Here is a 13226-nt window from a genome sequence, read left to right as displayed (position 1 = left end):
ATACAGGAGCAAAATCTTGTATGCTGCCCTTTTTGCCATCTATATAAATGGAAATTTGAGAAAGTCTGGATAGTATAATGAAATTAGGATTTGATCTGTATTTCGAGATGTGGAAAAAGGGAGAAATATCTATCAGAAAAGCTGTATAGTAGTGGTGAATCGAAAAATAAAATCTGAGAGAGTTTTCGAATGTGGGAATCGGAGAATTACAGATAATGAAAAATCAACCATGGGAAAGGGAATGTTTAGTGTTATGGCATGGACATTCCCTTTTCTGGACATAAGGATAATAAGAGGAACAGTTTGCTGGCATCGGCAAGATGTATTATAGAAAAAGCCCTGCTTTATGCAAGGCTTTTGAAGTATGAGAAAGATTTTCATTTACCAGATTCCAAGCACATGCTGCATGGAAAGACTGGCGATCGTGATACCGATCCAACAGCAGAAACCAAGAGCGAGTGGTTTGCCGCCGGTTTTGATCAGCTTGATGATATTCGTATTCAGACCGACTGCACTCATGGCGAGGACGATGAAGAACTTGCTGAGTGTCTTCAGCGGAGTAAATACATCTGCGGATACGCCGGCTGAAGTTGCGATCGTTGTGATCACGGAAGCGAGAACAAAGTAGAGGATGAACATCGGGAAAATCTTTTTAAATTCCACTTTCTTTCCTTCGGCTTTGGAGCTGCGTGTCCGGATAAATGCGAGAACCAGTGTGATCGGGATGATCGCGAGCGTTCTGGTAAGTTTGACCGTAACTGCCTTATCCAGTGTGGCAGAACCGAGGGCGTAGAGCGAATCCCAGGTGGAAGCTGCTGCAGTTACGGAAGAGGTATCGTTGATCGCAGTTCCGGCAAAGATACCGAAGGCTTCCCCGCTTTTGGTTGAGAATCCAAGCAGTGCACCAAGTGACGGGAAGAACAGTGCGGCGAGCATGTTGAAAAAGAAGATAACAGAGATTGCCTGTGCAACTTCTTCATCATCCGCATCAATGACCGGTGCTGTTGCGGCAATTGCAGAGCCTCCGCAGATGGAAGATCCGACACCGACCAGTGTGGAAATATTTCCCGGTACATGCATAACTTTATGTAACAGATATGCAATGATCAGGGACGTTGAAATTGTCGTTACGATAATTGGCAGTGACTGTTTTCCGGTTTCCAGAATCACGGAGAGATTCAGTCCGAAACCGAGAAGGATTACAGCGTACTGAAGAACCTTCTTTGACACAAAAGTAATACCGTTCTGAAACATGGATTTGTTTTTTAATAATAAAGTAATGATCATTCCGGCAAGGATACCGAATACCGGTCCGCCGATGATTGGAAATGTCTGTCCGAGGAACCAACATGGAACGGCGATGACCAGACAAAGTAAGATGCCTTTCCAGCTTTTTGTTATAAAATTCATAGAAATACCCCTTTCAAGTGAAATAAATAAGTTACTCTCATAACAATCTGTCCTATCATAGCATAAAAACAGCAGAATAAAAAGATGAAGGAAGGAAAATTCCCAAAGTAATTTGAGAATAAGGTGGAAATAACGAAAGATTCCCGATATAATAATATGTGATTTTGGGGACAAGGAGGTAAAGTGTGATAAAACGGGAAATCCGGACATTGCACAAAAGAAAGTGATGCATACACTGAAAAAATTTGTAAAATATTATGCGCCGTACAGGACAGTATTCTTTCTGGATCTGATCTGTGCGGCGATCATCAGTCTGGTGGATCTTGCATTTCCACAGATTTTAAGATCACTGACAAAGACTTTATTTACAGAGGATCCGTCACAGATCCTTGGAGCACTTCTGCCGATCGGACTGGCTTTGCTTGTGATGTATATCATACAGACATTTTGTAAATATTATGTCAGTTATCAGGGTCATATGATGGGGGCACATATGGAACGGGATATGCGCCAGAAGTTATTTGATCATTATGAGAGACTTTCTTTTTCTTATTATGACCAGAATAATTCCGGACAGATGATGAGCAAGCTGGTGTCGGATCTGTTTGATATTTCCGAGTTTGCGCACCATGGACCGGAGAATTTATTTATATCCGTAATTAAAATCGTTGGTTCGTTTACATTTTTGTTTCTTATTAACTGGAGACTGGCGATTCCGCTGCTTGTGATGGTTGTATTTATGCTGATCTTTTCTTATAAGCAGAACCGTCAGATGCAGGAGACTTTTATGGACAACCGGAGAAAGATCGGGGATGTCAATTCCAGTCTGCAGGATACACTTGCGGGAATCCGTGTGGTGCAGTCTTTTGCAAATGAAAAGATTGAACGGGAGAAATTCGAGAAAAGCAATGAAGGATTTCTGGTATCCAAGGATGCAAACTATCATTGTATGGGAAGCTTTATGAGTGGCAATCTTTTCTTCCAGGGAATGATGTATCTGATCACATTAGTGTTCGGCGGATGGCTGATTGCACATGGGAAAATGGAAGCTGCCGATCTTGCCATGTATGCGCTTTACATCGGAATTTTTATCAGCCCGATCCAGATTCTTGTGGAGCTTACCGAGATGATGCAGAAAGGTCTTTCCGGTTTCCGGCGTTTTCTGGATGTTGTGGAGACGGAGCCGGAGATTGTAAATGCACCGGATGCGGAGCCACTTGAAAATGTAAAGGGTGAAGTGGAATATAAAAATGTTTCTTTCCATTACAGCGATGATGATACGCCGGTACTGGATCGGGTATCTTTTAAGATCCCGGCTGGCAGATCCATTGCCCTTGTGGGACCGTCGGGAAGTGGAAAGACGACGATCTGTTCCCTGCTTCCAAGATTTTATGATGTGACCGGAGGTGTGATCACGATCGACGGGCAGGATGTAAGAAAGCTGACACTGGAAAGTCTGAGAAGCCAGATCGGACTGGTACAGCAGGATGTCTATCTGTTCTGTGGATCGATCAGGGAAAATATTGCTTATGGAAAACCGGGGGCATCGATGGAAGAAATTATCGATGCGGCGAAGAAGGCAAATATCCATGAATTTATCATGTCCCTGCCGGATGGATATGACAGCTTTGTAGGAGAACGAGGAACCCGTCTGTCGGGTGGACAGAAGCAGAGGATTTCGATTGCAAGAGTATTTCTTAAGAACCCGCCGATATTGATTTTGGACGAGGCGACCAGTGCGCTTGACAATGAGAGTGAGCGCTGGATCCAGCAGAGCCTGGAAGAGCTTGCGAAGAACCGGACCACGATCACGATCGCACACCGGCTTTCTACGATCCGCAATGCGGATGAGATTCTTGTGGTTGCAAATAATGGAATCGCTGAACGGGGAAATCATGATGAATTGCTTGAGCAGGGTGGAATTTATGCGCATTATTATGAGATGTCATAATAGTAAGTGAGAAAATCAAAATAAGTAAACAAAAAAGCTTCTTTTCAGAAAAACAGGAGGGCCGTTTCTGAAAAAGAAGCTTTTTATATCGTAAAATTGTAAGCAGTGTATGCTGGTCTATATTTGCAAAACATTACACAGCTTAGTCACACATATGGCAGGCTGCGCATGCAGACGGTGTCGTTGCGCATCCGCCGAGAGCTGTCTCCCGAAGCTCTGCCGGAAGACGCTTTCCTACAGTGTACACCGCTTCCAGCATTTCATCGAATGGAATCAGCTGGCGTACTCCGGAAAGGGCGATCTCTGCAGCGATCGTTGCATTTGCCACACCGGCAGCATTACGGTTCTGGCAAGGATATTCGACCAGCCCGCCGACCGGATCGCAGACCAGACCGAGCATATTCATAAGAACAGTGGATGCTGCGGCAAGGGATTGTTCCGGGGATCCGCCCATCAGTTCAACGGTTGCAGATGCCGCCATTGCAGATGCGATTCCGACTTCTGCCTGACATCCACCGACTGCTCCGGCGACAGTTGCATTGCGCATAGCAAGATAACCGATCGCGCTGGCATTATAAAGTCCCTGCTTGATCTGTTCATCGGAAAGATCATAGGTTTCCTGGAGGGCAAGCAGAAGTCCCGGAACGATACCGGCAGATCCGGCAGTCGGGGAAGCTACGATCACACCCATGGAAGCATTGGTTTCCAGAGTTGCCATCGCGTAAATGACAGCTCTTTCCAGAAGATCTCCGCAAAGACCTTTTCCGGTATCTTTGTGATCTGAAATCTTTTTTGCTTCGCCACCGATCAGTCCACCCATGGATTTGACCGGGGTATGGATCGGAGTAGAAGCGGCTGATTTCATGATCTCAAGAACACGATCCATTTTGCGGTCTGTCTCTTCCGGATCCTGTTCTCCCTCTGTGAGCTCTCTCTGAAGCATCACAGCAGAAATTGAAAGGCCTTGTTCCTGACAGACTTTTAATAATTCTTTTGCATTTCTAAAATCCATAATCTGTATTCTCCTTCCAATTACATCTGAACAACCATAACGTTGTATATATTTTTGTTTCTTCTGATTGTATCTGCGATATCTTCCGGTACCAGGTCATCGGATTCTACGATGGTATAAGCGGTATTTCCTTTTGATTCGCGGAACAGACGCATGAATGCGATATTGATTCCAAGCTCACTGAGGCATTTGGTAATGTAAGCAACAACGCCCGGTGCATCTTTCTGGACGACGACGATCGAGCTGTATTCTCCGGTAAAATCAACCTCCACACCATTGATCCGGCACAGGCGGGCTTTTCCGCCACCGAGAGATTCTCCGCGGATCGTCATCTCCTGCCCTTCTTCATTTACCATCAGGATATCGACGGTATTCGGATGTACGTCGGTTTCTACGTTGTTCGGAATGAAAGAATATTCGATTCCGTTGTCTGTCGCGATCTGGAAGGAATCGCGGATGCGCACGTCATCGGTGGCAAATCCCATAATACCGCCGAGAAGAGCACGGTCCGTACCATGACCGTGATAGGTTTTGGCAAAAGATCCATAAAGGGTAAATTCTACTTTTTTAAGAGAACCGGTGAGAAGCTTTCTTGCAAGCAGAGCGATTCTGGCAGCTCCCGCAGTATGGGAGCTTGATGGTCCGATCATATTCGGTCCCATGACATCAAAAACACTGATAAAGGACATAGTAAACCTCCTGTAAAATAATTGTTTTACGTAAGTAAAAAGGATTGACGTCTTATTAGTTATATTGTACCATCAACTTATGAGTGAAACAAATTCATAGATTTTATGAAGACGTTGAAAATTTTTCATAATGGAGTCAGAAGATGGAATTACGTCAATTACAGACTTTTATACAGATCGCGCAGATGCAGAGCTTTTCCAGAACGGCAGAGATGCTGGGGTATTCGCAGTCGGCAGTGACGGTTCAGATCCGCCAGCTGGAAAACGAACTTGGGAAAAGGCTGTTCGACAGGACAGGAAAGAAAGTGGTGCTTACCCCGCAGGGGGAAGAATTTCTGGAGCATGCCAACCGGATCCTTTATGATGTTCATCAGGCGAAAGCATCCATGAATGATACGGATGAATTGAAAAACCCACTTCACATTGGGACGATCGAGTCTCTGTGTACGGTGAAATTTCCAAAGATCATAAGGAAATTCAGGGAACAGTATCCCAGGGTTTCTATCCGGATCACGGTAGATTCTCCGGAAAAGCTGATCCAGATGATGGAACATAATGAACTGGATCTGATCTATATTCTGGATACACCAAGATGGGACAGCAACTGGATCAAGGTGATGGAGAAGGCAGAACCGGTTATGTTTGTGACATCAGTCAGTCACCGGCTGGCAAAAGAAAGAAATTTATTGCTTGATGATCTGCTGAAAGAGTCTTTTTATCTTACAGAGCGCAATGCCAATTACAGGCAGGCACTTGATGGTCAGCTGGCGTTAAGAAGAAAAGAGCTTTCTCCGATGCTGGAGATCAGTGATACTGCATTTATCAAAAAAATGCTGATGCGTGGGGGAGGCGTTTCATTCCTGCCACGTTTTGCAGTAGAAGATGATATTGAGAAAAAGAAACTCACACTTTTGGATGTGAAAGATATAGAAATTACGATGTATCGTCAGATTTTCTATCATAAAAATAAGTTCAAGACAAAAGAGATGGAGAAATTTGCAGAGTTTGCACTGGAGGACAACTAAGAGAAAATACGGCTATGGATAAGAAAAATACTGATTTTGGCTTGGATGTATTACGAAAATTTATCTGAAGAGCAGGGAGAGCATAATATTTTCTACGTCATCTTGCGAAGTCTCAAAAAAGGATTTATACTAAAAATTAGCAGAAAATCATAAGAGGAAAGAAGGAAATAAAAGATGGAAAATTTCACATTTTATGCACCGACTTATTTTGCTTTTGGTAAGGATACAGAAAATGATACCGGAAAGTATGTAAAACGTTTTGGCGGCAGCCGTGTACTGCTCCATTATGGCGGAGGTTCTGTCATTCGTTCCGGACTTTTGGACCGTGTTAAAAAATCTCTGAACGGGGAAGGAATTTCTTATGTAGAATTAGGAGGCGTAAAGCCAAATCCGAGAAGTGGTCTTGTATATGAGGGAATTGACCTGTGCCGGAAAGAAAAAGTAGATTTTGTATTGGCAGTCGGAGGCGGAAGTACAATTGATTCCGCAAAGGCAATTGCGGCAGGTGCAGTATACGATGGAGATTTCTGGGATTATTATGAAGGAAAGCTTGTCGAGGAAGCACTTCCGATCGGAACAGTTATTACGATTTCAGCTGCAGGAAGTGAGGGATCACCGGACTCTGTTATTACAAAAGAAGAAGGAATGTTCAAAAGAGGGGCAACCGGAGAAGCATTCCGTCCGAAATTCACGATCATGAACCCGGCACTTACACAGACACTTCCGGCATATCAGACAGCTTGCGGAATTACGGATATTATGGCACATCTGTATGAGCGTTATCTGACCAATACTGAAGAAGTAGAAGTGACAGACCGTATGATCGAAGGACTTCTTCTGACGATGATCCATGAAGGACCGAGAGTCATTGCAGATCCGGATAATTATCAGGCAAGAGCAAACATTATGTGGGCAGGTATGATGGCACACAACAATTCCTGCGGAGTAGGACGTACACAGGACTGGACAAGCCACAACATTGAGCACGAATTATCTGCATTGTATGACTGCGCGCACGGTGCAGGGCTTGCGGTTGTTATGCCGGCTGTATTTACTTATACACTGGAACACAATGTGATGCGTTTTGCACAGGCTGCAGTCCGTGTCTGGGGCTGTCAGATGGATTTTGCAGATCCAAAGAGAACGGCACTGGAAGGAATTGAGGCACTTCGAAACTTTTTAATTTCGATTGGGATGCCAAAGAATTTTGCAGAACTTGGAGCCAAAGAAGAAGATATTGAAAAGCTGGCACATACCTGCTGTTATGGAGATGTAAATACTGGTACAGTGGAAGGATTTGCAACTCTTGATCAGAAAGATGTGGAAAATATTTATAAACTGATGGTATTTTAGAAAAAGAAATATCGGAAAACAGGAGATTTGGAAAAGGGAGTGCGTGACTTATACTCAAGTCATACACTCCCTCTTTTTGAAACGTCTATTTCCAACAGGCTATACATTTCCATAAATCGGTTCGAAATCATCTGCGCCGTGTCCACAGAGCGGGCAGGTGAATTCTTCCGGAAGATTGCTTCCTTCGTATACATAATTGCAGATCTTACAGCGCCATCCGATAATCTTCTTATCCTCTTTTTTCTGTTCTGGTTTTGGCTTTACATGTGCCTGATAATCTGCGTAAGTCAGAGGCGGATTGTCACTTAAAAGTTTCGCATCGGTTACTTCAGCAATAAAAAGGGTATGTGTTTCAAGATCCTGTCTGGAAACGACTTTTGCGCTGAGAACAGAACATGTCTGCCATCCGAGGTAAGGAACTGCATTTTCATCTGCAGGTGCAGTGATATTTGCGAATTTATCAACATCTCTGCCGGACTGGAAACCGAAATGCCGGATCGTTTCAAAAGAGCAGGTCTGGTCAAGCAGGCTTAACGTAAAAATGCCGCTCTCTTTGATCAGATCACAGGTATAGTTGCTATTCAGCACAGAGATTGCGATCCGTACCGGATTATTCGCAACCTGAATGCAGGTGTTGGTAATACATCCGTTTACTACATTCCCAGAGCGTGTTGCAAGCATAAATACTCCATAAGATAAATTGTAAAGTGCTTTTTTATCCATATGACATTCCTCCTGACTTTTAAAACTCAATAATAAGAATCATTACTATAATTAAAATATACATGATAAAAGAAAAATTGTCAATTACAAAATCAAAATTTCCGGAAAATCAGAATCACAAAAAATGTGATGATTTCTGATCCTAAGAAGGAAAGCCAGATTCCATTCAGCCCCAGAATCTGTGAGAACAGAATCGCACAGAAAGCAATTGCGATAATGCCGCGCATAACAGAACCAAGGACGGCAGGACATGCTCTGTCGATTGCGGAAAAATAGGCAACCAGCACAATATTGATACCGGCGACTAAAAAGCCCAGGAAATAAAGCCTAAGACCAGTATGGGCGTAAGCAAGCAGCTGGAGATTATGTTCGCTGTTAAAGATACTGATAAAGGTATCCGTAAATCCGTAGATCAGTACAACGATCACAAGCTCGATCAGAAGTGCTGCAGCAAGAGACCAGTTGAGAAATTTACGGACTAGATCATGTTCACCCTTTCCGTAACTCTGGCTGATCAGCGGTTGTGCACCCTGGGCAAGTCCGTTTAGGATCGCCATTGCGACCAGTGAAATATTTGCAACTACGCCGTAGGCTGCGATCCCGATATTTCCCGCAATGCGCAGGATCAGCATGTTAAATATAATCGTAATGACAGCGGAAGAAATTTCAGCAAAAAATGCAGAAACACCAAGCTGGCAGCATCCGATGATCCGGCGAAGAGAGGGCTTGCGCCAGTGAAACTCTACATGGTTATTCTTTCCAAGATAATGTGTCGAACATACCAGCATCGTCACAACCGGTGAAAGAGCGGTTGCAAGTGCAGCCCCCAGAAATCCAAGATTCAAAGGGAACATGAAAATATAGTCAAATAAAATATTAAAGAAGCTTCCGGAAATGGAACCGATCATGGCGATAGAGGTCGCATGGTCATTCCTCGCAAATGCCGTGAAGGTATAGTTTGACATAAAAAACGGGGTAAAGAGCAGGACGATACGCATATAATTACGTCCAAGCCGGATGAGCCCGGCATCTGCCCCTAAAAGTGCAAGTGCTTTATGCGGAATGAAGATTCCGGTGAGCATAAAAGGAATGCTGCATATGAGACACCAGAAGATGGACTGGGTAAAATAGTAGTCCGAAGGTGAACCTTTGGCTGTGCTGATATTGTATCGTGTGGCGGAGCCGATTCCGATCATCGAACCGATTGCGAAGACCAGACCGAACACCGGCAGGATCAGATTCAGGGCAGCAAGTCCATCTGCACCGCATTTGTAAGAGATAAAAAAGGTATCTGCCAGAATGTAGACGGAGACACCGATCATTCCGGAAATACTCTGGGAAATGTATTTTAAAAATTTATGAAACATGTTTTTGAATTCCTCGTCTTTCTTAAAGCCAGATTAAATGAAATAACCATCTGTACCAGCCTGGTAATAAGCGGACTCTGATATCTCCATATAAGAATAGCATAAACATACGGGTTTGTCGAAAAAATAATCTTGCAATTACTGCTGTAACGTGCTATAGTAAGTTTTGTAAAACCAAATAATGCTTCAGGGCGGGGCGAAATTCCCCACCGGCGGTAAAGCCCGCGAGCCGTAAGGCATGAACTGGTGAGATTCCAGTGCCGACAGTAAAGTCTGGATGGAAGAAGTTGAATCGTTGCTGATAAAAGCGGTTTCTATCATATATGCAGGAATAAAAAGTAAAACGCTCTGGAATGGGAATCATTCCAGAGTTTTTATTTTCCGGAAAATAAAATGCCGAGGCCAGATTCGATGAGAAAATGGTATTTCCGAGAAGTATGACAGAGCGTACAGCGATATAACTGAGAAAGAAAGCCCTGACAGGTAAGAGAATCTGTCAGGGCTTTTCCTATATGCCAAAGCACATTTTTGAAAAGAGACTTATCCGGCAACATATCTAAAATGTTTAGCAGAGTACATTTCCAGGGGGCTTTTCCGGGAGAGATGAGAAAGGAGAAAAAATGACAGATGAATTTTATATGCGCCGTGCAATTGAACTGGCAAAAAAAGGACGTGGATGGACAAATCCAAACCCGATGGTTGGTGCCGTGATCGTAAAGAATGGAAGCATTATCGGGGAAGGGTATCACGAAAAATGTGGTGAGCTTCATGCAGAACGGAACGCAATCGCATCCCTGACAGAAAGCGCCGAGGGAGCAACACTTTATGTGACGCTGGAGCCGTGTTGCCATTATGGGAAGACACCACCATGTACGGAAGCGATTCTGGAACAGAAGATCGCACGGGTTGTGATCGGATCGAGAGATCCGAATCCGAAAGTGTCCGGCAAAGGAGCAAAGATTTTACGCGAGGCAGGCGTCCAGGTGGAAGAGGATTTCCTGCGCGAAGAATGTGATGCGTTAAATCCGGTCTTTTTCCACTATATCACAACAGGGCTGCCCTATGTGGTGATGAAATACGCAATGACGGCAGACGGAAAGATTGCGACAAAAACAGGAGCATCAAAATGGATATCCGGTGAGGAAGCAAGAAGTCTGGTACATGAGATGCGCCATGACTATATGGCAATCATGGCAGGAATCGGAACGGTTCTGGCAGATGATCCGATGCTGAATGTGCGTCTGGAGGGAAAGAAAAGTCCGGTCAGAATTATCTGTGACAGTATGCTCAGGATCCCACTGGACAGTCAGATCTGCCAGACAGCAGGGAGATACCGGACGATCGTTGCATATGCCGGTGAAAAGGGGAATGCGATTTATTTAGAAGAGAAAAAACGCAGTCTGGAAAAGCTTGGAGTCGTGCTTCTCGGAGTTCCTTCGGAAAAAGGGGAGATCAATCTGCAGCTTCTGATGAGAAAGCTTGGAGAGCTGGGAATTGACAGTGTACTTATTGAAGGCGGTGGAACTTTAAATGAGGATGCCCTGCGATCCGGTATCGTAAATGAGGTGAAAGCTTTTATCGCACCGAAAATTTTTGGCGGAAGAGGCGGCAAGACTCCGGTGGAAGGCTTTGGAGTTGAGAAAGTAGACGATGCCATCAAGCTACAGCTTATGAGAATCTCGCAGGTTGGAGAAGATATTCTGGCAGAGTATAAGGTTTTGGAGGAAATGTAAATGTTTACAGGAATTGTAGAAGAAACCGGATCTATCCGGTCACTCCGACTTTCTGGATCATCCGGGAAGATTGCGATCCGGGCAAAAAAAGTACTCGGCGGAACCAGGATCGGAGACAGTATTGCGGTAAATGGTGTCTGCCTGACGGTGGTTTCTCTGGAAAAGGATGGATTTACCGCAGATGTGATGGCGGAAACAGTGAGAAGAACCAACCTTGGTGATACGAAGATTGGTGAGAAAGTGAATCTGGAACGCGCGATGGCGGCAGATGGCAGATTCGGTGGACATATCGTTGCAGGGCATATTGACGGGACCGGAATGATTGAAGAACTCAGAAAGGAAGAAAATGCGGTATGGGTAAAAATCCGGACAACGCCGGAGATTCTGGAACTGATCGTAGAAAAAGGTTCAATCTGTATTGACGGGATCAGTCTGACAGTGGCAGAAGTAAGTGAAAAAAGCTTTCAGGTATCAGTCATTCCTCATACCGGAGAGGAAACCACACTGCTGAGGAAAAAAGCTGGGGACAGGGTGAATCTGGAAAATGATATTGTAGGGAAGTATATTAAAAAGTTTCTTACACCATCGGAACCGGCTGGAAAATGTGGTGGACTTACCATGGAATTATTAGAGGAGTATGGAATTTGATGCGAAGAAATTCCGGGACCGGAATGGAGAGCATACAGAAGAACAGGATAAAAATGAGTTATAGATCGGACAGGAGGAAGTAACAAATGGAGAAACAGTATCAATACAATAGCGTAGAAGAGGCACTTGAAGAATTGCGCCAGGGAAGGATCGTTCTGGTAACGGATGATCCGGACCGGGAAAATGAAGGAGATATGATCTGCGCGGCGGAATTTGCAACTCAGGAGAATATCAATTTTATGGCATGCCATGCGAAAGGGCTGATCTGCACACCGATGAGTGCAGCGCTGGCCGGACGGCTTGGGCTTTCACAGATGGTCTCCGAAAATACAGATAACCATTCGACTGCATTTACGGTATCCGTTGACCATGTGGATACGACAACGGGAATTTCAGCAGCAGAGCGAGGATATACTATACGCAGCCTGACAGAAGAAGGAACGAAACCGCAGGACCTTCGAAGACCGGGGCATGTATTTCCGCTGGTGGCAAGGCATGGAGGTGTGTTGGTAAGAAATGGTCATACCGAGGCAACGGTTGATCTGATGCGTCTTGCCGGACTGAAAGAATGTGGAATCTGCTGTGAAATCATGGAAGAGGACGGAACGATGATGCGGACAGAGAATCTCTGGAAGCTGGCGAAGAAGTACGACCTGAAATTTATTACGATCAAAGATCTGCAGGATTACTGCAGGATCCATGAAAAACATGTCGTAAGGGAAGCATGTGCAAAGATGCCAACCCAGTATGGAGAATTTCAGATTTATGGGTATGTGAATGACATCACCGGTGAACATCATGTGGCATTGGTGAAAGGTGAGATTGGCGATGGGGAAGATGTTCTGTGCCGTGTACATTCCGAGTGCCTGACCGGCGATACTTTTGGATCTCTCCGCTGCGATTGTGGAAAGCAGCTGCAGTCGGCGATGCAGCAGATCGAGAGAGAAGGAAGAGGAGTTCTTCTGTATATGCGACAGGAGGGAAGGGGAATCGGTCTGATCAACAAGCTGAAAGCGTATGAACTTCAGGAACAGGGATACGATACCGTGGAAGCCAACATCCGTCTGGGATTTGCACCGGATCTTAGGGAATACTGGGTAGGGGCTCAGATTCTATCGGATCTGGGAGTAAAATCACTCCGGCTTCTTACAAATAATCCGGAGAAGGTATATGGACTTTCCGGTTTCGGGCTTGCAATCCATGAGAGAGTACCGATTGAAATAGCACCGCAGAAATTTGATGCATTTTATATGAAGACGAAGCAGGAAAAGATGGGACATATCTTTAAAGAAATCAAATTTCAGTAAAAAGAGAA

Annotated in this window: 11 protein-coding genes and 1 riboswitch; of the genes, 6 read left to right on the top strand and 5 right to left on the bottom strand. The window is 44.6% G+C overall.

Going from position 1 to position 13226, the window contains the following annotated elements; genetic code table 11:
• Positions 1–381: 381 nt before the first annotated feature.
• A complete protein-coding gene (locus tag AB5213_RS13210; RefSeq protein ID WP_215634511.1) occupies positions 382–1410 on the bottom strand; it encodes a YeiH family protein in 1029 nt (342 codons plus the stop codon).
• A 226-nt stretch (positions 1411–1636) separates the two neighbouring features.
• On the opposite strand from AB5213_RS13210, the gene AB5213_RS13205 reads away from it, so the two are divergent.
• Positions 1637–3361 carry an ABC transporter ATP-binding protein gene (locus tag AB5213_RS13205; RefSeq protein WP_008374347.1) on the top strand — a complete coding sequence of 575 codons (1725 nt, stop codon included), beginning with the start codon at positions 1637–1639 and terminating at the stop codon, positions 3359–3361.
• A 142-nt stretch (positions 3362–3503) separates the two neighbouring features.
• Here the strand turns inward: AB5213_RS13205 and sdaAA are convergent, their stop codons facing one another.
• Both sdaAA and sdaAB read right to left on the bottom strand, forming a co-directional pair.
• Complete coding sequence (sdaAA, locus tag AB5213_RS13200; protein ID WP_008374349.1) at positions 3504–4373, bottom strand: L-serine ammonia-lyase, iron-sulfur-dependent, subunit alpha; 870 nt, start codon at positions 4371–4373, stop codon at positions 3504–3506.
• A 20-nt stretch (positions 4374–4393) separates the two neighbouring features.
• Positions 4394–5062 carry an L-serine ammonia-lyase, iron-sulfur-dependent subunit beta gene (gene sdaAB / locus AB5213_RS13195; protein WP_368276816.1) on the bottom strand — a complete coding sequence of 223 codons (669 nt, stop codon included), beginning with the start codon at positions 5060–5062 and terminating at the stop codon, positions 4394–4396.
• Between the two features lie 143 nt (positions 5063–5205).
• On the opposite strand from sdaAB, the gene AB5213_RS13190 reads away from it, so the two are divergent.
• A complete protein-coding gene (locus AB5213_RS13190; RefSeq protein WP_173690303.1) occupies positions 5206–6087 on the top strand; it encodes a LysR family transcriptional regulator in 882 nt (293 codons plus the stop codon).
• Positions 6088–6261: 174 nt separating this feature from the next.
• Entirely contained in the window at positions 6262–7440 is a 1179-nt protein-coding gene (locus tag AB5213_RS13185) for an iron-containing alcohol dehydrogenase (RefSeq protein WP_368276815.1), read from the top strand.
• Between the two features lie 99 nt (positions 7441–7539).
• Here the strand turns inward: AB5213_RS13185 and AB5213_RS13180 are convergent, their stop codons facing one another.
• Positions 7540–8163, bottom strand: coding sequence for a flavin reductase (locus AB5213_RS13180; protein WP_368276814.1), 624 nt, complete (start codon positions 8161–8163; stop codon positions 7540–7542).
• 92 nt (positions 8164–8255) lie between these two features.
• Positions 8256–9530, bottom strand: coding sequence for an MATE family efflux transporter (locus AB5213_RS13175; RefSeq protein ID WP_368276813.1), 1275 nt, complete (start codon positions 9528–9530; stop codon positions 8256–8258).
• A gap of 178 nt (positions 9531–9708) precedes the next feature.
• Positions 9709–9823, top strand: a riboswitch (FMN riboswitch).
• Between the two features lie 327 nt (positions 9824–10150).
• Here AB5213_RS13175 and ribD point away from each other — a divergent pair.
• The 3 genes from ribD to AB5213_RS13160 all read left to right on the top strand — a co-directional run bounded on the left by ribD (position 10151) and on the right by AB5213_RS13160 (position 13218).
• Positions 10151–11263, top strand: a complete 1113-nt coding sequence (gene ribD, locus AB5213_RS13170; protein ID WP_368276812.1) for a bifunctional diaminohydroxyphosphoribosylaminopyrimidine deaminase/5-amino-6-(5-phosphoribosylamino)uracil reductase RibD — start codon at positions 10151–10153, stop codon at positions 11261–11263.
• Positions 11264–11911, top strand: coding sequence for a riboflavin synthase (ribE, locus tag AB5213_RS13165; protein WP_368276811.1), 648 nt, complete (start codon positions 11264–11266; stop codon positions 11909–11911).
• An 86-nt stretch (positions 11912–11997) separates the two neighbouring features.
• Complete coding sequence (locus AB5213_RS13160; protein ID WP_270476163.1) at positions 11998–13218, top strand: bifunctional 3,4-dihydroxy-2-butanone-4-phosphate synthase/GTP cyclohydrolase II; 1221 nt, start codon at positions 11998–12000, stop codon at positions 13216–13218.
• The last annotated feature ends 8 nt before the right edge of the window (positions 13219–13226 follow it).

Origin of the sequence: Coprococcus sp. RTP21204st1_G4_RTP21204_210225, assembly GCF_040915385.1 — a bacterium.
In the GTDB taxonomy this organism is placed as follows: domain Bacteria; phylum Bacillota; class Clostridia; order Lachnospirales; family Lachnospiraceae; genus Allocoprococcus; species Allocoprococcus comes.
Note: the sequence above shows the minus strand (reverse complement) of the source record. Positions and strands in the feature narration are given on the sequence as shown.